Genomic DNA, 21,865 nt, shown 5'->3' on the forward strand with positions numbered 1-21,865 from the left:
GTCGAACCTTTTTTTGTGTTGCGTAGTAAAAAAATAAAAATAATGATTGAAATCGAATGAATTATCAGTTATATTTTATGTAATCGATCTCAGAAAGCGCTTTCTTTTTTTCGGTTATATGTTTAAAGCATCTCATATTTTACGGTTTTTATAGGAGGGGAGAGCGTCACGCAAATAGGAGGATAACATGGCAAACATAGAAGATGTAGCAAAACTGGCAGGCTTATCAAGAGCAACAGTTTCTCGCGTTATTAACAATCAAAAATATGTAACAGAAGAAACAAGGCAGCGTGTGTACAAGGCAATGGATCAATTAGGGTATTATCCCAATTCCTCAGCGCAAAGATTGAGAAATCAAAGAACAAATACAATTGCTGTACTTGTACCATTTGTAACGAATCCTTTTTTTGCTTATTTGCTTGAAGGGATAGATGCCGTAGCGATGAAATATGGAATTCAGCTGCTTGTCTGTCAAACACGAAATAGTAAAGAAAAAGAGTTACAGTTTTTTAGATTTTTACAAGCAAAACAAGTAGATGGCATTATTTTAACATCAATAGAAAATCGCTGGGACGATCTAAAAACACTAACAAATTTTGGTCCTGTCGTCCTATGTAATGACTACGTAAAAGAAGCAAATCTTGCGACGATCAAATTAGATCAGCAATATGGAAGTTACATTGGGACAAAACATTTGCTTGAAAGAGGGCATACAAAAATTGCCTATTGCGAAGGGAAAGGCGGCAGTGATTTAGCAAAGGATCGGCTGGAGGGATTTAAACTTGCCTTAAAAGAACATCAATTGCTGTTACGAAAAGAATGGATGTTTCAGCATGCAACAAATATTGAAGGAGGGAAAATGGTCTTGAGAAAAATCTTGGCCATGGAGGATCGCCCTACAGCTATTTTTTCCGGAAGCGATCAGGTTGCTGCTGGTATTATGATGGAGGCGCAAAAGGCCGGTATTCAAATTCCAAATGAATTGGCAGTAGTGGGATTCGATAATCAGCCGATTGCAGAATTAACTTCTCTTGGGATTACAACGATATGTCAGCCAATAGAAAAGTTGGGGGAAAAGGCAATGTATCGTTTGCTGCAAATGCTTTTTCCAGAAGAACAATATCCTGAAACACCTGAACTAACGATGAAGCTCATTATTAGAGGATCAACTTAAATTTTTTTGGGGGGTTCATAATGAACAAACGAACAAAATTATGGGGAACAGTTGTTGTTTCTTTGTCCTTGTTGTTAGGTGCGTGTTCTAGCCAAACGAGTGGTGATTCTAAAAAAAGTTCAGACGCCAAATCTGGCAGTAAACCAGTTACCATTGTCTATGCAAAAGGAAAAGATGTGACAAAGGGAACAGAAAAAATGATTGAGGCATTCGAAAAAAGCCATCCGAACATTAAAATAAAATATCGAGAAATGCCAAACGACTCCAATCAGCAACATGATGCCTACGTAACAGCTTTAAATGCAAAATCCTCAGAAATTGACGTCTTTGATCTAGACGTAGTATGGCCAGCAGAATTTGCTCAAGCCGACTATTTATTACCTCTTGATCGCTTTATTCAGCGAGATCACATTGATTTAAATGAGTATAACAAAGGTGCATTAGCAGCATCTCAGTATAATGGAAAGCAATGGGCTTTGCCAAAATTTATCGACGCTGGGCTTCTTTATTACCGTAAAGATTTAGTAAAGCCAAATGAGGTGCCAAAAACTTGGGATGATCTTTTGAAAGAAGCTAAAGAAAAGCAAGGACAAGGCGGTACGAAGTTTGGATACGTAATGCAAGCAAAACAATATGAAGGCATTGTTTGTAATGCGATTGAATTTGTTGCTTCTTATGGCGGCCAATTTATCAATGATAAGAACCAAGTAGTTGTGAACAGCCCTGAAACGATTAAAGGGTTGAAAAAAATGGTTGAAATTGCACGTTCAAGTGCCGTCCCTAAAAATGTAAACACGTTCACAGAAATTGAATCAGATCAGGCATTTGTCGAAGGCCAAACTGTTTTCCTACGCAACTGGCCATATGAATATGCTAGTGCAAACGAGAAAGATAAATCTAAGATTGCCGGTGAAGTAGGGATTGCTCCTCTTCCTGCTGGGGATAAAGGCTCTGCAGCTGCATTAGGCGGTTGGCAAGCAGGAATTAATAAATATTCAAAACATCCGAAAGAAGCATGGGAATTTTTGAAATTTATGGCGGGTGAACAAGGACAAAAAATTGATGCGATTTACGGCGGTCATGCTCCAACGATTACGAAATTGTACCAAGATAAAGATGTGCTCAAAGCAAATCCAACATTTGCAGACAAAGGCTTCCAAAACGGCTTAAATGCTGCTGTACCTCGACCAGTCACTGCAAATTACCAAGAGATTTCTGAAATTATCCAAATCGAAGTATCAAAAGCAATTGCGGGAAAAGAAACGGTAGAGCAAGCGGTGAAAAATATGGAAACACAAATGAAAGCAAAAATAAAAGATTAACACATGAAAGGGGTCTGACCCCTTTCATGCAGTGAAGTGTGAAAGGGTAGCTTGGGAGAAAAATGGTTCGAGGGGTGATGAAATGGCAGATCGCTCAGAAAATCAACGGCCGCGAAAGAATCGTGATAAAGCCAAAGAGAAACGATTAGGTTATTTATTTGTAGCACCATCTTTACTATTGATTATCGTGATTGCCATTTGGCCAGTGCTGCAATCCTTTTATTTTAGTCTGTTTGATTTGCGTTTAAACAGTCCTACAAAATCAGAAACGCATTTGAATTACAGTATTGATTTGGAACAATATTTAAATCAATATCCATTTTTATTGACTGCCGTAGAAAATGAAATTCAACAAGAGCATTCCCCAGCAGCATTCAAGGATGTTAAAGAAAAATTAACTTCGATGGACAAAGAGCTCCAACAAAATCCAAAAGTAAAAGCGAATTATAAAAAAGTAAATGATAAACTACTAAACTATGAAAACGTCGATGCTAATAGCAGCATTGTCCCAATTGATAAAAAAACAGCGGAATCGATCCAACACTCATCGCAGCAAATATATAAAGAAGTGAAGGACGTTTCATCTAAGACAAAATTAAATCAAGGAAATAAACTTGTTGGACTTTCCTCAGGTTTGACGGAGTCAATTGTGAAGCCAAATTTTGTTGGTTTGCAGCATTATCAGCAAGATTTATCTAATCAAAGATTATGGAAAGCATTAAGTAATACAGTCATTTTTACGATCATTTCAGTTGGCATTGAACTAATTCTAGGAATGGCGATAGCACTGCTCATTAATAAAGCATTTGTAGGTAGAGGATTGATTCGCGCTACGATTTTAATTCCCTGGGCAATACCGACTGCTGTTTCAGCATTGATGTGGAAATTTCTATATGATGGCCAGAATGGCGTCGTTGCAAAAATATTTGAAGGTATCGGGCTTGTCAACAATATGGCGGATTTGCTTACAACCCAGACGGGTGCGATGTTTTCTATTATTTTTACGGATGTATGGAAAACAACTCCTTATATGGCACTTTTATTACTAGCAGGTTTGCAAACGATTCCCTCTTCGTTATATGAAGCTGCAGCGATCGATGGTGCTAGTAAATGGAAACAATTTTTAACTATTACTTTGCCATTGATGAAATCTAGTATGCTTGTTGCATTATTATTCCGTACATTAGATGCGTTTCGCGTATTTGATCTCATTTTCGTATTAACAGGCGGGGGTCCGGCAAACTCTACAGAAACCATCTCTGTACTTGCCTACAAGGTTATGTTTAACCAAACAAATTTTGGAGACGGCTCTGCCCTCTCAGTAATTGTGTTCATATGCGTAGCTATTATTTCAATGATCTATATTAAAATCCTTGGACGCGATTTATTAGGAAGCAATGGGGGGAAGGGGTGAAGGGATGAAAAAGCAAACGAGTTTTCTATTTTATATATTGTTGATCATATTCGTGTTTGTCGTGATGTTTCCTTTTTTGTGGATCCTTTGTGCTTCGCTGAAACCGGCCATTGAATTATTTGGAAGCAACGCCTTTACACCTTTTACAAAGCACCCAACTATTGAAAACTATGTCTCTGTCTTTACTAATTATCCATTTTTAAGATATTTATGGAATAGTTTCGTAGTTTCAACAATCACAACCCTTTACACTGTTTTCATTGCTTCCTTTGCGGCTTATGCGATTGCACGTTTAGAGTTTAAAGGAAAAACATTTATTTTAGGGCTTGTATTATCTGTAACAATGTTCCCGCAAATTGCGACACTCTCTCCAATATATATCTTTTTGAAAAATTTAGGGCTAACGAATTCTTACTTAGGGTTGATCATTCCGTATACAACGATTACATTACCTTTGTCTATTTGGATTCTTGTCACCTTTTTCCGCAAAATTCCACTTGAATTGGAAGAAGCGGCAAAGATGGATGGTGCATCTATTATCCAAACGTATTTCCGTATTATTTTTCCGCTGGCAGCACCAGGAATTTTTACAACTTCAATCCTTGTTTTTATAGCGGCTTGGAATGAATTTTTATTTGCATTAACGATTAATACCGAAGAAAAATTTAAAACGGTGCCGGTGGGAATTGCCATGTTTCAAGGGCAATTTACGATACCGTGGGGAGAAATTGCTGCAGCAACTGTCATTGTGACAGTTCCACTTGTTATTTTAGTATTAATTTTTCAAAGAAGAATTGTCTCAGGCTTAACATCAGGCTCGGTAAAAGAATAACAATATTCGTCTCCTGAAAGGTGGAATTTCTAATGAAAATTGGCGTTATTGGCTGTGGAAGTATTGCTCAACATCGGCATTTACCAGAGTATGCCGCACATCCCGATGCAGAGATTGTTGCGGTGTGTGATATTGTTCCAGAACGTGCTCAAACAATCGCAGATCAATATGGGACCCGTGCGTATACTGATTATCACGAAATGTTAGCAAATGAGGAAGTTGAGGCTGTAAGTGTATGTACACCAAATTATTTACATGCACCAATATCTATTGCAGCATTACATGCGGGAAAGCATGTATTGTGTGAAAAACCGATGGCATTGACGGTAGAAGACGCAGATAAGATGATCGAGGCAGCAAAATCTAATCAAAAAACATTGATGATTGGACATAATCAACGATTCGTTCGTTCACATGAAATAGCCAGAGAATTAATTGAAAGTGGAAAGATCGGAAAGATCTACAGTTTTCGGACGACATTTGGCCATGGCGGACCTGATACATGGAGTGTTGACGGAAAACATAGCTGGTTTTTCCAACAAGAAAAAGCAGGAATTGGCGCAATGGCAGATTTGGGCGTCCATAAAGCGGATTTAATTCGCTATTTGCTCGGTGAAGAAATCGTTGAAGTCGCTGCATTTGCAGGTACGTTTGCCAAGTCAGCTACAGTTGATGATAACGCGGTTTGTATTTTAAAAACTGAAAGCGGGATTGTCGGTACATTAACAGCAAGTTGGTCATATGTGTCGAAAGAAGATAACTCGACAATCATTTACGGTGAACGTGCCATTTTAAGATTAGAGGATCATCCACATTACTCATTAATTGTGGAGTACGCGAACGGCGAGGAAGCCCATTATGCTTTAGGAAAAATCCAATCAAATGAAGAAGGCGGACAAAATACTTCTCATGTGATCGATCATTTTTTAAAAAGCGTGATCAATCATGAAGAAGTACCTGTAACTGGCAGCGAGGGCAAACGCTCTTTAGGTGTTATTTTAGCGGCGATGGAATCCAGCCAGACAGGTAAAGTAATAAAAATCCACCCATAAGGAGCAGTTCTATGAGTCTATTGAAAATAGGGATTGTTGGAGTTGGAGGTATTGCAGTCAGTCGTCATATTCCGGCATTGTTACAGTTGGCAGATGAGGTTGAAATCATTGGGGTATACGATGTCAATATTGCTAGAGCAAAGGAAGTTTCTTCACAGTTTCGGATTACACATGTCTTTCATACGATGGAGGAACTTTTTCAACAAGCGGATGCAGTTGTAATTTGTACACCAAATAAATTTCATGCTGAAATTGCCATCGCTGCCCTTGAAGCTGGCTGTCATGTTCTATCCGAAAAGCCGATGGCAATGACGAGTAAAGAATGTATGGAAATGATTACGGCAGCTAAGAAAGCCCAGAAACATTTATCCGTTGCCTATCATTATCGCTTTATGAAGGAAGCACAAGCAGCGAAAAAAATAATGATGGCGAAAGAAATTGGAAAGCCCATGGTCGTACGTGTGCAGGCTTTAAGAAGAAGAAAGGTCCCGGGATGGGGTGTTTTCACAAATAAAGAATTGCAAGGCGGAGGCAGTTTAATTGACTACGGTTGTCATTTATTAGATCTTTCCCTTTGGTTGATTGGAAATCCAAAAGCAACAGAAGTAACGGGAACAACTTACAATGCTTTAAGTAAAACGCCTGATCAAGTGAATGAATGGGGCCAGTTTTCTCATGAAAACTTCGAAGTGGATGATCATGTTACCGCCTATCTTCGCTTTGAAAATGGCGCAACGATGCTAGTTGAAGTATCATGGTCAGCAAATATTGAACAAGATCAAGAAACGGTTAGCATTTCCGGAGATGAAGGCGGGCTTAACGTTTTTCCATTAAAGGTGAATTATGCAAAACATGGGATGTTGTTTACGAGTAAAGCAGATTGGATTCCACCTGTTTCAGATCCCGGGTTCGAGCAAGCGAAAAACTTTGTGAATGTTTGCCTTAATAGAGAGGAACCGATTGTTAAATGGGAAGAAGCATTGCAAGTTTCTGAAATCATTGAGTCGATATATAAAAGCAATGATGAAAGGAAAGGCATTCAACTTTAAACTTTAGGAGGTTTTAATCATGAAATTAGGTGTGTTTACTGTATTATTTAGAGATAAATCTTTTACAGACATGTTGGATTATGTGAAAGAAGCCGGGCTATCAGCTGTGGAAATCGGCACAGGCTGCTATTCCAGCGGGGTGCATTGTCCACTTGATGAGCTCCTAGAAAGTAAGGAAAAACGAGATGCTTACTTAAATGAAGTTGAGAAAAGAGGATTAACAATCAGTGCTTTTAGCTGCCATGGCAATCCTCTTTCACCTGATAAAGAATTTGCAAAACAATCCCATGAAACTTATTTGAAGACAGTCCAATTATCAGAGTATTTGAACGTTCCTGTTGTTAACTGCTTTTCTGGTACGGCAGGTGATCACGAAGGAGCAAAACATCCGAATTGGCCTGTAGCGCCATGGCCACATGACTATGGTGAAGTGTTGAAATGGCAATGGGAGGAGAAACTGATTCCTTACTGGAAAGAGGCTGGTGAATTTGCCGAACAACATCATGTGAAAATTGGATTAGAGCTTCATGGAGGTTTTTTAGTTCACACGCCTTATACTTTATTGAAATTAAGAGAAGCTACATGCGAAGCAATTGGTGCCAATCTAGATCCAAGTCATTTATGGTGGCAAGGAATTGATCCAGTTGGTGCAATTAAAATATTAGGAAAAGAAAAGGCTATCCACCATTTTCATGCAAAAGACACGTATATTGACCAGGATAATGTTAATATGTACGGTTTGCTTGATATGCAGCCGTATAACAATGTGCAAACGAGATCATGGTCATTTCGGTCAGTTGGTTATGGCCATGGTATTAAAGACTGGTCAGATATGATGAGCGCTTTAAGATTATATGGCTACGATTATGTAGTTAGCATTGAACATGAAGATCCGATTATGTCGATTGAAGAAGGATTTTCACGTGCAGTACAGAATTTGCAAACAGTATTAATAGAGGATAAACTAGAGAAAATGTGGTGGGTATAAATAAGTAGTAACCGAGGATAGTAGCTGTCCTCGGTTTTTTTTTCGTGAATGTGCATATCTTTTCTTTGTGTAGAACGGTATATAGAAGGTGTAGGGAGGAGGTGATGTTGATGCCAGAGGCTGTTTTAAAGGATACGAAAATTAGTTTAGTTTTTGACAATGGGGTTGATGCAAATGGAAAGCAGCTCTATAAAACGAAAACATTTAATAATGTCGCATTGCGAACAACACCAGAGGGAATTCAGCAATTTGCTCAAGCGATTGCGTCATTGCAGCAAAAAGGCTTGCTTCGTGTAGAAAGGAATGACAGCAGTGATGTTTTAAACTAATCAAAGGAGGAAAGGAGTGTCATGGATGAAAACGTTAGAACTGCAATTTTTATCAGAAGATCAAAAAACAGTGCGTGTTTCGATCGAAGATCCAATTGAACCAATTGATACAGCTAAAATAAAAGATGCGATGAGCAACGTACTTTCTTCCCAAGTTCTTGTTGGGTCTGCAGGCTTGCCCTTAACATCAATGAAAGGAGCACGCCTAATTGAACAAAACATTACGAATTATACGATTGAAGGATAGTTCAGTAAGAAGTGCCTGATCTCTTATGATCAGGCCTTTCATTTAAAATGGCAGTGGAGGTGCCTGTAGTGAATGATATGATGATTCTTATCAGTGAGGTTGGTTTCCCGATTGCAGTAACTGTTTATCTTTTATATCGGATTGAAGTCAAATTAGATGCGGTCATTGAATCGATTCAAACCTTGCCGGAACGGATGAGGAGTATTTGATATCAGGCAAAGACTCGGCTCATGCTTGTCCGAGTCTTTGTTTTAGATTGTATAAATTTAATCATTTTCTCCATAATAAACCTTAAAAAAAGAAGAAGGTTAGAATGTTATGACTAAACATGTATTGATTGCAATAATATGCTGCGTGCTATTTAGCTTGGCAGGATGCTCATCACAAAAGGTTCAACACCACGAAGCCATCACAACTTCAACAGCTAACGATTTATGCTCTGCACAGTCCAAAAATGAACGGCTCAAAATGGCAGTGCTCTGGTACGAAAATGCTGGGGAAATGAAAGCCCTTTATTATCAAGGATACCGGCTTGGAAAACAAGTAGTTGATCGCAGCTTACAACAACATATAGCGAAAAAAAGAGCAATTGTGTTAGACATCGATGAAACCGTTTTGAACAATGGTCCCTATTTAGAAAGCTTAGTAAAATCAGGTACAGATGATTTTGATCATGATTTTGGAGAGTGGGTAGAAAAAGCAGAAGCAAAACCATTGCCAGGAGTCCGTGACTTTTTAAATTATGTGAACAGAAAAGGCATTGATATTTATTATATTTCCAATCGCAATGAAAGACATTTAGAAGCAACAATGAAAAACTTAAAGATGGCAGGCTTGCCCCAAGTAACGAGCTCACATGTTTTATTAAAAACAAATGAAGCGAGTAAAGAATCACGGCGTCAATTGGTTGAAAAAAACCACGAAATTATTGCTTTGTTTGGTGACAATTTAATTGATTTTGCCCACGAATTTGATGGCAAAAGTACAGCCGAACGGAATAACGAAGTAGAACAGATGCAACAACTATTTGGAGATAAATTTATCGTCTTCCCAAATTCGATATATGGTAGCTGGGACGATGACCTTGATTGCCGCATTAAAGGGGCCTGACCCCTTTTGTGCTGTAACGAATAAAAGGGGTCAGACCCCTTGAAATGATTTTTATTTTGTACTATAATTCATATTGTCTTGAAGAAAGTCGCTGGTGTAGCACAGTTGGTAGTGCACTTCACTCGTAATGAAGGGGTCGTAGGTTCAAGTCCTATCACCAGCATTATAAAATCCTTGATACGATGCGGTTTCTCGTCATTAGAGAGACTGCATTTTTATTTTATTTTTGAGTGTATACGGAATTATTTAGTGTATAATTTTGTTTGAAGGTTTAAAAATTACAAATAATTCTGTGAGGCGATGGAGTTGAAAATTAGAGATGCGCAAATAGATGATTTGCCTGCAATGTTAGAGATTTATAATGATGCTGTTCGCAACTTAACGGCAACGTTTGACTTAGAAGAACAAACACTTGAGACTCGCCGTGAATGGTTTTTTAGTCATGGAGGGAGATATCCGTTGATTGTTGCTGAATCAGAAGGAAATGTTGTCGGCTATTGCTCATTATCGAAATATCGCGAGAAAGAGGCTTACATAAACTCTGCTGAACTTTCGGTCTATATTTCGAAAGACTTTCGGAGAAATGGACTCGGAACAATTTTTTTAAAGGAAATCATTAAGCGGGCAAAAGAGCTTAAATACCATACAATTATTTCTGGCATTACTGATGGAAATAGCGGAAGTATAGCACTCCATGAAAAATTTGGCTTTCATTACATAGGTTGTTTTCGCGAAGTAGGATATAAATTTAATCAATGGCAAGATGTTCATTTTTACCAGTTATTACTGGAGGATACAAAGCGATCAATAGAATAATATGAGGCTGGGACAAAACTCAAAAGTGGTTAGCTAAAGACGAACATTGCACAAATTAACTCCGGAAATAGACGTAGACCCTACGGGGGCTCACCAACCGCCCGCGGACAGCGCAGGATATTTCCGGAGCGTGGTGGAGCGCAATAGTTGGGGGTTCTTTAGTTAGTATTCTTTTGTCCCAGCCTCTCTTGCTATTTATTCGATGAAAGTTTAAATTTATTAATTAAATTTCCTAACGTTGCAACTACTAGCGAGCTTTTTTCGGAATCAAAGTGTGCTTCCCTCGTTAACTGGACCATTTTTTCAGTTGACTGATCTACACTTTCTACTGTTTTTGCATTTTGTTCATTAATACAGGCAATATTATGAATAATATCCCGCATTTGTTCTGTTACGTTTGGATGGGTAGCTGATGCTTGTGACATAGACGTTAATACATCTTGGACAATACGAATAAAATTAGATCCCTTTTCCACTTCTATATTGCTATCTTGAATCGCTTTCTGAACTAAAAATGAGTTATTTTCAATCTGTTTTAACATATTACTAATTTCGTCTGTTGCAATCGTTGTTTGATCAGCTAGTTTACGAATTTCATCGGCGACAATTGTAAATCCAAGCCCGTACTCTCCAGCTCTAGCTGCTTCAATTGTTGCATTTAATGCGAGCATATTTGTTCTTTTAGCGATCTGATAAATGGTCTCTACTATTTGTTCAATGTTTCGAGAAGATGCTGAGAACTGATTTGTTAAGCGTAAAGCAGCATTTACTTTTTCAACGATATGATTCATTTTCTCCGCTATTGTATTAACTTGATCTTGTGCTTCTAGTAATTGTTTTTGCGATAGGCGTTCTAAACTATTGAGTCTTTCACCGATCTCATCTACTTGCAACATCGCTGCTTGAACATCCTCGACTTGTTGATTAATCCCTTGGAACATCTCTCGCATTTGTTCAATAACAGTAAAAGAACCTTTCTCAACAAAAAGCGTTTTTTCACGTAATGATTCGTTATGTTTTTCCACATCATATGTGGCTGATTTTACTCTGCTCATCAAATGATCTTGAGTATCAATCAAATTATTTACCCATCTTCCTAGATCGCCTGTTTCATCATGAGAGAGCAAGTGAATATCTAAACGGCGTGTCAAATCTCCGCCTCCTTCAGCAATCTCACGAATAATAGCTGTCATGTTTCTCATACGTGTCACAATGGGCATTAATGTTTGTTTATGAAATAGGAAAGTGGCAATAACCGCATATATTAGCTCGACAAGAATCTTTATTGTGGATGGAAGGATTGTAAACATATGTAATAATTGATCAAGGATAAGTCCTAAAAATATGAAGAGAGCAAATTTCTTTGCGATACTCCAACTAATTGAACGATTGCGATAAACTTCTTCTAAATCGGCCTCACACATCATCCCCCACGTATCAAGTGAGCCTGGTAATTGAAAGGTAATCCCTTTTCCGATAACAGGAATATGACGATAATCAGAATAACCAGGAAACTGTACAAATAAATTTTCACCATGTTGAATCGTATTTTGAACACCAGGATGTAAATCGTTTGTTGCAGGATCTGTAAAGCGAATTTCAAATTCAGTATGCTTTTGTACCTGAACAATCCCCCAATGCTTTGTATGGATGCCATCTTTTAAGTTGTCGCCTAATGTAAAAGTACGATCTTCAAACCGGCTTCTAGATAGAGCAATTCCTTGGGGAATCGTCTCATCTAAAAAAGATCTCACCATAAACAAATAGTTATCTCCTGAATCGCGATAAACATGCCCGGCTTCCCGTTGGATAAGATCACCTAGTACGTCATTAGGGATGCGTCCTGCTAAAATGGTATGAACTTGTCCATTATGAAACACTGGCTGTAAAAATAATAACGTTACTTCGTCATGAAAATGAGAGGTTCTTGGACCGATTGCTAACGTAATTGGGTCAATAAAAGGTCCATATAATAGGTGTTTTTTCGTTCTGATGACATGTGTAATTGCTTGATGATAGACAGGGAAATGCTTTTTATCATAAGAAGTATCTATATGTTGTTTATATGTGGAAGAAGTTACGTTTGCTTCAAGATCGATTAAAAATAGCTCTGTAAAATATGTACTCTGTGATAATCTTAATTCAAGATATTTATTCAATTGATTTGCAGATGCTCTTTCAATTTCGGTTGCAGTATATTTCATAAAATCCCACTGTTCATTTGCCCAGTCTGTTAACAATACTACGCGTGTTTTCGCAATTCCTTCAAATATTTCTTCAATTGTGATCTTCTCTTGTTGATTTAATTTATACGACCACCACAACGGAAGCCCTTCCCGAAAGTCCAACCAATCAAAAAAACCCATATTTCCCACTCCTATTAATCTTCTTATTCAGCTTTTTATTTGAAAAGTGTTTCTTCTTTTGTTAGGTAATTGTTCGAATTATGTCATATTTTGTAACATTATGTATTTAATATCTATTATATGCACAATTGTTTATTTTTACAATAGTTAATAAAATTAAAAAAATCACTCTTTAAAAACGTTGTTTCTTTGTTCACGGATACCTATAACAAGGTATCCAAGCTGTTTTTAAAGAATGATAAACGATGCTTCATATTTATTCTTGCAAATTAAGTCAAGATATCTGTAGCAGCAGCCGGCGTGTAATTTGTGACTGAAAGAACGATCGGAACTCCTGCTTCTACTGTAGAACCTTCAGGAACGGTAACGACAAGTTGACCTGTACCTGTATCGCCTGGCGTGTATGCTAATAAGTTTCCCATTTGTTGAATGCCGTTGATAAAAACGTTGAAGAAACTGTTATTAGTTGTTAGAGCAGGCAATGTTGATGCGTTGGCTCCAGTATCTGTCCAGAAACTTTCAACAGGAATTGTGATTGTTCCCGCTCCCACAACTTGTGCGGCATTCTCATAAAAGAATGTACTCACTACTGGGTTTGCAGTAACATTTGTTGTGGCAGATACTGCCAATTTCATAATCTTAAGTGCCAATATGTTCACCACCTTTTTTACTATGGCATATTTTATGATTTCATTTTATTTGGTGCTTAGACTTTTTAAATTGTTCATAAAATGTACGAATCACATAAGGTAAAAGAGTTTTATATAATAACCATATCAAGAGTGAAGGAGTAGGCAGAGGTGGAAAATCCAAAATATGAACGTGCTCAAAATGATCCTTCAAGATTATTTTTAAATCTGCCCAGTGTCCAGTATGAACGAGAGTTTCGGCTCCATCTTCCTAACAAAGTAATGGTTTATGAGTTTTATACAATTTCGGACGGTTGTAGAAAAATATATACAAATAATGATGGAATTGAAGGAAACAACAAAATACTCGACCCTCTAACAGTGTCATATACAAGCCTGTTTATTAATGGGGTATTGCAACCGAGGGAAAACTATGTCATTCAAGAAGGGAAGCTCTTATTATTAACAGAGGATATCCCTATATTAGGTGCCCCAATTGTGCTGCAAATGATCAAATTATAAAGGTACAAGATTGGGGATGCAGTAGAAATCAGTTGCATTTTTTGGTGTTTCAATATAAAATATCAACGTGTTAAATATATTAGAAATTTGGAGAAGTACCCAAGTGGCTGAAGGGGGCGCACTCGAAATGCGTTAGGGCGGTTATTGCCGTCGCGTGGGTTCAAATCCCACTTTCTCCGCCATAAATGATGACAAAGTCAATTCCATTCCTAATGGAATTTTTTTGGTGCCTGACCCCTTTAATGCTAAAAAGCATTAAAGGGGTCAGGCACCTCTCTAGTATTTATGTTATTTTACACATACAATAGAAATAACATATTTTGTGGGAGGGAATGGCATGAATTTATTGACTAGTCATACATTAGAGGAAAGGCTGGAAACGATTGAATCGCTTTCGGGACAGTTTAAAGATAGAGCGGCGGAGAACGATGAAAAAGGACGGTTTCCGTTTGAAAATATTGAAGATTTAAAACGAATAAAGTACACCCTACTTACTGCGCCAAAAGAATATGGCGGGGAAGAGATTTCATTACATGAATTTGTTCGCCTGCAAGAAGCAATTGCCATTGGTGATGGCTCTACTGCTCTTTCCATTGGCTGGCATATGGGGCTGATAATGCATCTAGCAGAAACACGTCCATGGGATCCAAAGCTGTTTGAATTTATTTGTAAGGAAGTTACAAAAGGGGCTTTACTCAATACTTGTGCTACTGAAGCGCAAACAGGAAGCCCAACAAGAGGCGGGAAGCCAACAACGATTGCACAAAAATCTGGTGACACATGGATTATTAATGGAAGAAAAACATTTTCTACGATGTCCCCGGCGTTAGATTTTTTTGTTGTAACAGCTACAATTGATGAAACAGGCGAAGTGGGGAGCTTTTTAATTCCGCGAGAAACAAAAGGGCTCTCTGTAATCGAAACTTGGGACAGTATTGCATTAAGAGCAACGGGAAGCCATGATGTTGTATTGGATCGTGTAGAAATTCCTTTCGAGTATATGACTGAAATGATGTCTGCTAATAAAAAAAGGCCAGCCGGCTATTTATTGCATATTCCAGCTTGTTATTTAGGAATTGCAGAAGCTGCGAAACGAGAAGCGGAGTCGTTCGCGAAAAATTATACACCGAATAGCCTAAATCACCCGATCTCAGAGTTACCAACGATTCGTCAAAAATTTGGAGAGATTGAATTGAAATTAATGCAATCAAGGCATTTCCTTTATTCTGTTGCTAAAATGTGGGATGGGGGAAGTGAACAAGAGCGCCAACTGCTCGGCCCTGAGTTAGGAGCAGCTAAATTAACTGTCACAAATCAAGCGATAGAAGTTGTTGATTTAGCAATGAGGATAGTTGGGGCAAGAAGCCTTTCGCAAAAAAGTCCATTACAGCGTTATTACCGTGATGTCCGCGCAGGTCTACATAATCCACCAATGGATGACGTAACCATTATGCAACTTGCTTTTAGGGGTCAGGCCCCTTTTATGCGTTAACGCATAAAGGGGGTCTGACCCCCTTTTGAAATTTTTTTAGTAAAATAATTGCATATTTTTACTAAAAAAACTAAAATAAAAGTAAGCGTTACCAAAGGGCTGTTATTTTAAAAATGGGGGGATTATGGATGACTATAGAGCATTTAGATAGAAAATTTTATGAGTATTTTCAAGCGGAGCCTGTATCTGCCTTTTTTGCACCAGGCAGAATCAACTTAATAGGGGAGCATACAGACTATAACGGCGGTCATGTATTTCCTTGCGCAATTACATTAGGGACATATGCTTTAGCGAGAAAACGAGATGATGAAAAGATTCGATTCGTTTCTTTAAATTTTGAAGAAAAGGGAATAATTGAATTTACAATAAATCAATTAAACTATGATCAACATCATGGATGGGCAAATTATCCTAAAGGGGTAATTAAATTTGTTAAGGAGCAGGGATACGAATTGCATCATGGCTTTGATTGCCTTATCTATGGCAATATTCCAAACGGTGCAGGCCTGTCATCATCGGCTTCCATTGAGCTTTTAACAGGGGTAATGCTCGAAACATTATATGCTCTACAGATCCCAAGAATTGATTTAGTAAAGATAGGGCAGCAAGTAGAAAATCATTACATTGGCGTCAATAGTGGGATTATGGATCAATTTGCGGTAGGTATGGGCAAAAAAGATACTGGTATTTTTCTAGATTGTAACAAACTTGAATTTGAATATGCCCCTATTAAATTAGATCAACATCAAATTTTAATTATGAACACAAATAAACGCAGAGAATTATCAGATTCAAAATATAACGAACGTCGATCCGAATGTGATGATGCGTTAGCACAGTTGAAAAAAGTAGTATCTATTAAATCATTAGGAGATTTAACAGAAGAAGGATTTGAAAAAAATCAACATATCATAGAAAATAAGATTGTAAGGAAAAGAGCTAAACATGCAGTCTATGAAAATAGACGTACAATAAACGCTCTGAAAGCATTAAAACAAGGAAACTTGACTGAATTTGGAGAACTGATCAATGCTTCTCACCGTTCTTTACGTGATGATTATGAAGTGACAGGTAAAGAATTAGACACTTTAGTAAAAGCTGCCTGGGCGCAGGAAGGCGTACTTGGGGCGCGCATGACTGGTGCCGGTTTCGGTGGCTGTGCAATTGCTATAGTTGAAAAGGATAAAGTAGATGCTTTTATTGCCAATGTTGGAGCAATCTATGAACAAGAAGTTGGATACAAGGCAGATTTTTATATTGCTAGTGTTGGTGATGGAGCGAAAGAAATTAAATTGGAGGAAATTTCATGAGTATTTTAGTATTAGGCGGAGCGGGCTACATTGGCTCACATGCCGTTTATCAATTAATTGACCAGCAATTTGATGTAGTTGTCATTGATAATCTACAAACAGGTCACAGAACTGCCATTCATCCAGAGGCGAAATTTTATGAAGGGGATATTCGTGACCGTGCATTTATGAGAAATGTATTTAAACAAGAAAAGATTGAAGCGATTATTCACTTTGCCGCTAATTCACTTGTAGGTGAATCAATGGAAAAACCGCTAGAATATTTTGATAATAATGTGTTTGGGACACAAGTTGTTTTAGAGATGATGCAGGAATTCAACGTTCCACATATTGTCTTTTCATCAACTGCTGCCACATACGGTGAGCCAGAAGTTGTACCAATTACCGAAGAGATGCCTGTTCAACCGACGAACACATATGGTGAAACGAAACTAACGATGGAAAAAATGATGAAATGGTCTGAAAAGGCTTATGGCATTAAATACGTAGCACTTCGTTATTTTAATGTTGCTGGAGCAAGATCAACGGGGGAAATTGGAGAAGACCATCATCCTGAAACACATTTAATTCCTGTTGTGATCGAAACAGTGCTAGGGAAACGAGAGGCTATTACGATTTTCGGAGAAGATTACGATACAAAGGATGGCACTTGTGTACGTGACTACGTTCATGTAGAAGATTTAATTGCTGCTCATATTCTTGCTTTAAAATATTTACAAAACGGCGGCGAAAGCAATGTATTTAACTTAGGAAGCAGCCAAGGGTTCTCTGTGAAAGAAATTGTTGAGACGGTGAAAAAGGTGACCGAACGAGAAATCAATGTAAAAATTGGAGAAAGACGTGCCGGGGATCCAAGTACATTAATTGCTTCTTCCGATAAAGCAAAAAAAATTCTTGGCTGGAATCCGCAAAAAACTAATATTGAGAAAATCATTCAAGATGCTTGGAATTGGCATCAGCATCATCCAAATGGCTACGACGACAGAGGGTGAGATCATTGGACATTTATACAGTAGTTCAGCAGTTGGTGGAAAAGGCGGCTGCTGTCCATCTAATTGAAGATGCGGACAAAATTTATGCACGTAATCAAGTTTTGTCCCTCCTTCATTTGGAGGAATATAAAGAGGTTATTCATGAGGAAAGTGATCAAGATATTCCAACGTTACTAGAAGAGATTGTTCACTTTGCTGTGCAAAAAGGATTGATTGAGAATTTTTTTGATGATCGGGAAATATTTGCTAGCAAAGTTATGAACGTATTTATAGCAAGACCATCAACAGTTAATGAGCAATTCTATCAAAAATATTACGAAAGTCCAGTTAAGGCTACGCAATACTTTTATGAGCTTAGTAAAAACAGCAACTACATACAGATGAAGCAAATCCGTAAAAATATCGAATATAAAGTTGCAACACAATATGGAGATTTGGATATTACCATTAATCTTTCAAAACCAGAGAAAGATCCGAAAAGTATTGCGAAAGCGAAAGCAGTCAAAAAAGGTAACTATCCATCATGTTTACTTTGTGTTGAAAATGAAGGGTATGCCGGAAGAATTGGACACCCTGCTCGTTCCAACCATCGGATGATTCGAGTTCCGTTATTAGGAGAAGTATGGTATTTACAATATTCGCCGTATGTCTATTATAATGAGCATTGTATTGTCTTGGCAGAGGAACATCGCGATATGAAAATTAATCGCGATACGTTTGAAAGATTGTTGTTGTTCGTAGAAAAATTCCCTCATTATTTTCTTGGATCAAATGCAGATTTGCCAATTGTTGGGGGATCCATTTTATCCCATGATCATTATCAAGGCGGCGAATATGAATTTGCAATGGCGAAAGCAGAGATTGATTGGACTTTCAAAATGGATGCGTTTCCTGAAGTGGAAAGTTTCGTCCTAAAATGGCCAATGTCTGTGATCCGCCTGAGAAGTAAAGCTATTAATCAGCTTGTTTCTGCAAGCTCACGTATATTAGAAGTTTGGCGAACTTATTGTGACAAAACGGTTGAAATTGTTGCAGAAACAAATGGAATTCCGCATAATACGATTACACCGATTGCACGCAAACGTGGAGAGTATTTTGAAATCGATTTAGTTCTTCGTAACAATCGTACGAATGAGCAGCATCCACTTGGCATTTTCCACCCGCATGCAGAGGTTCATCATATTAAAAAGGAAAATATTGGTCTTATCGAAGTAATGGGTCTTGCGGTTTTGCCAGCACGTTTGAAAAATGAGCTAGTTGAAGTAGAAAAGTTTTTGTTAAACAAACCTAATCAAATCGAGAGTTATCATCTTCCATGGGCCAATCAATTAAAAAAGAAGTATGATCATTTCACAAATGAAAATGTCAGTGATATTGTAAGAAAAGAAGTTGGAAAGGTCTTTTTGCAAGTATTGGAGCACGCCGGCGTATTTAAAAGAAATGAACAAGGAATGACAGCGTTTAAAAAATTTCTGCAAAAGGTCTCCTTAGTGAAAGATTGACCTTGCTGATGAAAGGAAATGGTAATGATGGAAATCACTAAACGTTTATTCGGATATGTTAAAAACAAGCCAGTAATAGCTTTCCAATTGAAAAACGATCACGGCATAAAGATGACTTGTTTAAATTATGGTTGTGTCATTAGTGAGTTAATTGTACCTGACAAAGATGGAAAATTCGAAAATATCGTCCTTGGTTTTGATCATATTGAAGATTATATAAAGTACTCCCCTTATTTCGGGGCCGTCGTTGGTCGTGTTGCCGGGAGAATTAAAGATGCAGAGTTTGAATTAAATGGAAAAGTATATAAGTTATCAAAAAATGAGAACGGAAACCAGCTCCATGGTGGAGATCACGGATTTCATCATGTCATATGGAATGCGTCTACAATCGAGCGAGAAGATGCTGTAGGTGCGGAATTTTCATATAGCAGTGCTGATGGTGAAGAAGGTTATCCGGGAAATCTCGAAATACAAGTGACGTATTTGCTGACAAATAATCAAGAACTATTAATTACTTATCGGGGGAAGACAGACAAAAAGACAATTGTGAACGTAACCAATCATTCGTATTTTAATTTAAGCGGCAATTTGAAACGCGATGTAAAAGAGCACACGCTCCAGCTGGACAGTGATCAGTTTTTAGAATTAGATAAGGAATTGCTGCCGACAGGTAAAAAACTGAATGTTGATGGTACGGTATTTGATTTTCGTCATGGACGAAAGATCCGTGACGGGATTGAATCCCGCCATCCGCAAAATGTGCTAGTTGGAAATGGTTATGATCATCCGTTTCTTTTAAAGGGGGATAAAAATCCTATCATACTGCAAGATCAAGAAAGCGGTCGTATATTAGAAGTGGAAACAGATCAGCCAGCAGTTGTATTATATACAAGTAATTCTTTAACAGATGACTTTTCAATTCGAGGAAGAAGATCGAAAAAATATCTCGGCGTCTGTCTTGAAACACAAGGGGTTCCAGATGCGATCCATCATCCTGAATTTCCCTCAGTTGTGTTAAATCCTGGAGAAGAGTATACAGCAAGAACGAAATATGCATTTCGTGTATAAGATGTTGGAGTGATTGCATGGCAACCATTAAAGATATTGCAGAAAAAGCAGGCGTTTCAATCTCGACAGTTTCCCGAGTGTTGAACTACGATGAGACTTTGTCTGTAACAGATGAAACGAAGAAAAAAATTTTTGAAGTGGCTGAAGAGCTTTCTTATAAAAAAAGAAATGTAAGGAAGTCCGAAACAAAGAATATTGCGCTTATATATTGGTATACCGAGAGAGAAGAACTCGATGATTTATATTATATGTCGATCCGTTTAGGAATTATGGAGCGCTGTCAGCAAAAAAATATTCGGGTTATAACCTATTATCTTGATCAAATTGATGATTTTCATAAAGAAGATATCCAGGGGATTATTGCTGTTGGAAAGTTTAGTTTGAAGCAGGAAGAAATGTTGAGGCAACTCTCAACACATATCGTCTTTGTTGATTCGTCACCGAATGATGATCAATTTGATGCGGTTGTCGTCGATCTAAAAAAAGTAACGAAAAATATTATAGACTACTTCATCGACCATCAGCATAAACGGATTGGATTTATTGGCGGTCATGAAACGTTTAAAGATCAAACAGCTGAAATTGAAGATTCAAGAGAAACGACTTTTAAACAATACATGACTGAAAAAGGATTATTAGATGAATCACTGATTTATATTGGAAAGTTTACAGCACAGGATGGATACACTTTAATGAATCAAGCGATACGGGACCACCAGCAACAATTGCCGACAGCTTTTTTTGCTGCGAGTGATGCAATTGCGGTTGGCTGTCTGCGTGCATTATTAGAAAATAAAATTGCTGTACCTGAGCGTGTCAACATTATCGGTATTGATGATATCAGCGTTGCAAAATATGTATTTCCAGCATTAAGTACTGTGAAAGTGTATACAGATCTTATGGGAGAAACAGCTGTAGACCTATTACTGGAACGTATTGAAGGTAGAACAATCGCTAAGAAAGTATCGATTGCAACGAAGTTTATTAAAAGAAATAGCAGTTTTTAACAAAAGGGCCGTTTTCAAAAAGATTAGCGGAAAACTTTGGAGCGGGAACCAACGACTCTTTTTTATTAACATAAATAGTTTCATTTCGCACCCTCGTTCTAACTATTTTAGTTTTTACAAGATGCTTACCTTTAATCATGCTGGTTAGAGCGGAAGGATGCGAGACGCCTGAGGGAAAGTGGGCATCTTGGAGTTCCACTAGCAGCTTAACAACATGATGTTCGAACTAAACAAACAGTGACTGATTTCCTTCAATCATGAGTCAGTTATTATTTGTTAAGTTCGTTTTTTTTTTGTATGTTTTGGAGGCAATTAGCATAAAGTAAAAGGTATGGAAAGCTGTCCTCTTACCGTTAATTATTGTAAAAAGACTTTTTTCTAGTGATTTGTGTTATACTATAAAGAGAAGGGAGTCGTTTATGAATGGCATATTTTAATAATCAAAAGGAACCAGTTCCTGAAGTAGAGACGACTGTATGGGCTTGTACGAGTGATGATTGTAACGGTTTTATGCGTGAAAATTTTTCATTTGGTGAACATCCAGAATGCCCGTTGTGTCATTCTGAAATGAAGAAAGAGGTTAGAGTATTGCCACTTATTGGCGGATAATACTTTGCAAGTCATTCCTTTCATTTATGTTCTAA

22 protein-coding genes and 2 tRNA genes are annotated in these 21,865 nt (G+C 37.7%); 22 read left to right on the forward strand and 2 right to left on the reverse strand.

The genetic code is table 11. From position 1 onward, the window contains the following. Positions 1-187: 187 nt before the first annotated feature. From G4D61_RS03950 to G4D61_RS04010, 13 genes are all read left to right on the forward strand, one after another. Positions 188-1,174, forward strand: coding sequence for a LacI family DNA-binding transcriptional regulator (locus G4D61_RS03950; protein ID WP_025730410.1), 987 nt, complete (start codon positions 188-190; stop codon positions 1,172-1,174). A gap of 20 nt (positions 1,175-1,194) precedes the next feature. Next, on the forward strand, positions 1,195-2,496 hold the full coding sequence (locus tag G4D61_RS03955) for an ABC transporter substrate-binding protein (RefSeq protein WP_035355534.1): 1,302 nt from the start codon (positions 1,195-1,197) through the stop codon (positions 2,494-2,496). 82 nt (positions 2,497-2,578) lie between these two features. After that, the gene (locus tag G4D61_RS03960; protein WP_163173277.1) at positions 2,579-3,910 is read left to right on the forward strand and encodes a carbohydrate ABC transporter permease; all 1,332 of its coding nucleotides are present in this window, start codon (positions 2,579-2,581) and stop codon (positions 3,908-3,910) included. Positions 3,911-3,914: 4 nt separating this feature from the next. Then, positions 3,915-4,742 (forward strand): carbohydrate ABC transporter permease, encoded by an 828-nt coding sequence (locus G4D61_RS03965; protein WP_025730415.1) that lies wholly within the window; start codon positions 3,915-3,917, stop codon positions 4,740-4,742. 32 nt (positions 4,743-4,774) lie between these two features. Continuing rightward, positions 4,775-5,794 (forward strand): Gfo/Idh/MocA family protein, encoded by a 1,020-nt coding sequence (locus G4D61_RS03970; RefSeq protein ID WP_035348940.1) that lies wholly within the window; start codon positions 4,775-4,777, stop codon positions 5,792-5,794. An 11-nt stretch (positions 5,795-5,805) separates the two neighbouring features. Next, positions 5,806-6,843: a Gfo/Idh/MocA family protein gene (locus G4D61_RS03975; RefSeq protein ID WP_025730419.1), complete on the forward strand. Its 1,038-nt coding sequence runs from the start codon at positions 5,806-5,808 to the stop codon at positions 6,841-6,843. A gap of 19 nt (positions 6,844-6,862) precedes the next feature. Next, complete coding sequence (locus tag G4D61_RS03980) at positions 6,863-7,831, forward strand: sugar phosphate isomerase/epimerase family protein (RefSeq protein ID WP_035355531.1); 969 nt, start codon at positions 6,863-6,865, stop codon at positions 7,829-7,831. Positions 7,832-7,941: 110 nt separating this feature from the next. Continuing rightward, entirely contained in the window at positions 7,942-8,160 is a 219-nt protein-coding gene (locus tag G4D61_RS03985; protein WP_025730423.1) for a DUF1659 domain-containing protein, read from the forward strand. Positions 8,161-8,185: 25 nt separating this feature from the next. Then, positions 8,186-8,407, forward strand: a complete 222-nt coding sequence (locus tag G4D61_RS03990; RefSeq protein WP_025730425.1) for a DUF2922 domain-containing protein — start codon at positions 8,186-8,188, stop codon at positions 8,405-8,407. Between the two features lie 77 nt (positions 8,408-8,484). Beyond that, positions 8,485-8,616, forward strand: coding sequence for a YvrJ family protein (locus tag G4D61_RS03995; RefSeq protein ID WP_235929319.1), 132 nt, complete (start codon positions 8,485-8,487; stop codon positions 8,614-8,616). Positions 8,617-8,725: 109 nt separating this feature from the next. Further along, positions 8,726-9,517 (forward strand): 5'-nucleotidase, lipoprotein e(P4) family, encoded by a 792-nt coding sequence (locus G4D61_RS04000; RefSeq protein ID WP_035355528.1) that lies wholly within the window; start codon positions 8,726-8,728, stop codon positions 9,515-9,517. 90 nt (positions 9,518-9,607) lie between these two features. Continuing rightward, positions 9,608-9,680: transfer RNA gene (locus tag G4D61_RS04005), tRNA-Thr, on the forward strand. A 137-nt stretch (positions 9,681-9,817) separates the two neighbouring features. Then, positions 9,818-10,333: a GNAT family N-acetyltransferase gene (locus G4D61_RS04010; protein ID WP_035353245.1), complete on the forward strand. Its 516-nt coding sequence runs from the start codon at positions 9,818-9,820 to the stop codon at positions 10,331-10,333. 191 nt (positions 10,334-10,524) lie between these two features. Here G4D61_RS04010 and G4D61_RS04015 read toward each other — a convergent pair whose 3' ends face one another. Both G4D61_RS04015 and G4D61_RS04020 read right to left on the reverse strand, forming a co-directional pair. Next, complete coding sequence (locus G4D61_RS04015) at positions 10,525-12,699, reverse strand: methyl-accepting chemotaxis protein (RefSeq protein WP_025730441.1); 2,175 nt, start codon at positions 12,697-12,699, stop codon at positions 10,525-10,527. A 269-nt stretch (positions 12,700-12,968) separates the two neighbouring features. Further along, entirely contained in the window at positions 12,969-13,349 is a 381-nt protein-coding gene (locus G4D61_RS04020) for a DUF4183 domain-containing protein (protein ID WP_025730442.1), read from the reverse strand. Between the two features lie 150 nt (positions 13,350-13,499). On the opposite strand from G4D61_RS04020, the gene G4D61_RS04025 reads away from it, so the two are divergent. The 9 genes from G4D61_RS04025 to G4D61_RS04065 all read left to right on the forward strand — a co-directional run bounded on the left by G4D61_RS04025 (position 13,500) and on the right by G4D61_RS04065 (position 21,830). Next, positions 13,500-13,850 (forward strand): DUF4183 domain-containing protein, encoded by a 351-nt coding sequence (locus G4D61_RS04025; RefSeq protein WP_025730444.1) that lies wholly within the window; start codon positions 13,500-13,502, stop codon positions 13,848-13,850. 89 nt (positions 13,851-13,939) lie between these two features. Beyond that, positions 13,940-14,032 (forward strand) — tRNA-Ser (locus G4D61_RS04030). 155 nt (positions 14,033-14,187) lie between these two features. After that, positions 14,188-15,342 carry an acyl-CoA dehydrogenase family protein gene (locus tag G4D61_RS04035; RefSeq protein ID WP_025730446.1) on the forward strand — a complete coding sequence of 385 codons (1,155 nt, stop codon included), beginning with the start codon at positions 14,188-14,190 and terminating at the stop codon, positions 15,340-15,342. 128 nt (positions 15,343-15,470) lie between these two features. After that, the gene (locus G4D61_RS04040) at positions 15,471-16,652 is read left to right on the forward strand and encodes a galactokinase (RefSeq protein WP_025730447.1); all 1,182 of its coding nucleotides are present in this window, start codon (positions 15,471-15,473) and stop codon (positions 16,650-16,652) included. After that, positions 16,649-17,644 carry a UDP-glucose 4-epimerase GalE gene (gene galE / locus G4D61_RS04045; RefSeq protein WP_025730448.1) on the forward strand — a complete coding sequence of 332 codons (996 nt, stop codon included), beginning with the start codon at positions 16,649-16,651 and terminating at the stop codon, positions 17,642-17,644. The genes G4D61_RS04040 and galE overlap by 4 nt, the downstream gene beginning before the upstream one ends. Positions 17,645-17,649: 5 nt before the next feature. Continuing rightward, complete coding sequence (gene galT / locus G4D61_RS04050) at positions 17,650-19,146, forward strand: UDP-glucose--hexose-1-phosphate uridylyltransferase (protein ID WP_035353264.1); 1,497 nt, start codon at positions 17,650-17,652, stop codon at positions 19,144-19,146. A gap of 27 nt (positions 19,147-19,173) precedes the next feature. Beyond that, positions 19,174-20,214 carry an aldose epimerase family protein gene (locus G4D61_RS04055; protein WP_035353266.1) on the forward strand — a complete coding sequence of 347 codons (1,041 nt, stop codon included), beginning with the start codon at positions 19,174-19,176 and terminating at the stop codon, positions 20,212-20,214. Positions 20,215-20,231: 17 nt separating this feature from the next. Continuing rightward, positions 20,232-21,221 (forward strand): LacI family DNA-binding transcriptional regulator, encoded by a 990-nt coding sequence (locus tag G4D61_RS04060; protein WP_163173278.1) that lies wholly within the window; start codon positions 20,232-20,234, stop codon positions 21,219-21,221. Positions 21,222-21,644: 423 nt separating this feature from the next. Further along, positions 21,645-21,830 (forward strand): cold-shock protein, encoded by a 186-nt coding sequence (locus G4D61_RS04065; RefSeq protein WP_025730456.1) that lies wholly within the window; start codon positions 21,645-21,647, stop codon positions 21,828-21,830. Positions 21,831-21,865: the final 35 nt, after the last annotated feature.

The sequence above is a fragment of the Heyndrickxia ginsengihumi genome, from assembly GCF_011008565.1.
In the GTDB taxonomy this organism is placed as follows: Bacteria; Bacillota; Bacilli; order Bacillales; family Bacillaceae_C; genus Weizmannia; species Weizmannia ginsengihumi.

Excerpts from the sequence above, each read along its gene's own strand:
- G4D61_RS03950 (WP_025730410.1), top strand. The coding sequence starts at position 188 with ATGGCAAACATAGAAGATGTAGCAAAACTGGCAGGCTTATCAAGAGCA.
- G4D61_RS03955 (WP_035355534.1), top strand. The coding sequence starts at position 1,195 with ATGAACAAACGAACAAAATTATGGGGAACAGTTGTTGTTTCTTTGTCC.
- G4D61_RS03960 (WP_163173277.1), top strand. The coding sequence starts at position 2,579 with ATGGCAGATCGCTCAGAAAATCAACGGCCGCGAAAGAATCGTGATAAA.
- G4D61_RS03965 (WP_025730415.1), top strand. The coding sequence starts at position 3,915 with ATGAAAAAGCAAACGAGTTTTCTATTTTATATATTGTTGATCATATTC.
- G4D61_RS03970 (WP_035348940.1), top strand. The coding sequence starts at position 4,775 with ATGAAAATTGGCGTTATTGGCTGTGGAAGTATTGCTCAACATCGGCAT.
- G4D61_RS03975 (WP_025730419.1), top strand. The coding sequence starts at position 5,806 with ATGAGTCTATTGAAAATAGGGATTGTTGGAGTTGGAGGTATTGCAGTC.
- G4D61_RS03980 (WP_035355531.1), top strand. The coding sequence starts at position 6,863 with ATGAAATTAGGTGTGTTTACTGTATTATTTAGAGATAAATCTTTTACA.
- G4D61_RS03985 (WP_025730423.1), top strand. The coding sequence starts at position 7,942 with ATGCCAGAGGCTGTTTTAAAGGATACGAAAATTAGTTTAGTTTTTGAC.
- G4D61_RS03990 (WP_025730425.1), top strand. The coding sequence starts at position 8,186 with ATGAAAACGTTAGAACTGCAATTTTTATCAGAAGATCAAAAAACAGTG.
- G4D61_RS03995 (WP_235929319.1), top strand. The coding sequence starts at position 8,485 with ATGATGATTCTTATCAGTGAGGTTGGTTTCCCGATTGCAGTAACTGTT.
- G4D61_RS04000 (WP_035355528.1), top strand. The coding sequence starts at position 8,726 with ATGACTAAACATGTATTGATTGCAATAATATGCTGCGTGCTATTTAGC.
- G4D61_RS04010 (WP_035353245.1), top strand. The coding sequence starts at position 9,818 with ATGGAGTTGAAAATTAGAGATGCGCAAATAGATGATTTGCCTGCAATG.
- G4D61_RS04015 (WP_025730441.1), bottom strand. The coding sequence starts at position 12,699 with ATGGGTTTTTTTGATTGGTTGGACTTTCGGGAAGGGCTTCCGTTGTGG.
- G4D61_RS04035 (WP_025730446.1), top strand. The coding sequence starts at position 14,188 with ATGAATTTATTGACTAGTCATACATTAGAGGAAAGGCTGGAAACGATT.
- G4D61_RS04040 (WP_025730447.1), top strand. The coding sequence starts at position 15,471 with ATGACTATAGAGCATTTAGATAGAAAATTTTATGAGTATTTTCAAGCG.
- galE (WP_025730448.1), top strand. The coding sequence starts at position 16,649 with ATGAGTATTTTAGTATTAGGCGGAGCGGGCTACATTGGCTCACATGCC.
- G4D61_RS04055 (WP_035353266.1), top strand. The coding sequence starts at position 19,174 with ATGGAAATCACTAAACGTTTATTCGGATATGTTAAAAACAAGCCAGTA.
- G4D61_RS04060 (WP_163173278.1), top strand. The coding sequence starts at position 20,232 with ATGGCAACCATTAAAGATATTGCAGAAAAAGCAGGCGTTTCAATCTCG.
- G4D61_RS04065 (WP_025730456.1), top strand. The coding sequence starts at position 21,645 with ATGGCATATTTTAATAATCAAAAGGAACCAGTTCCTGAAGTAGAGACG.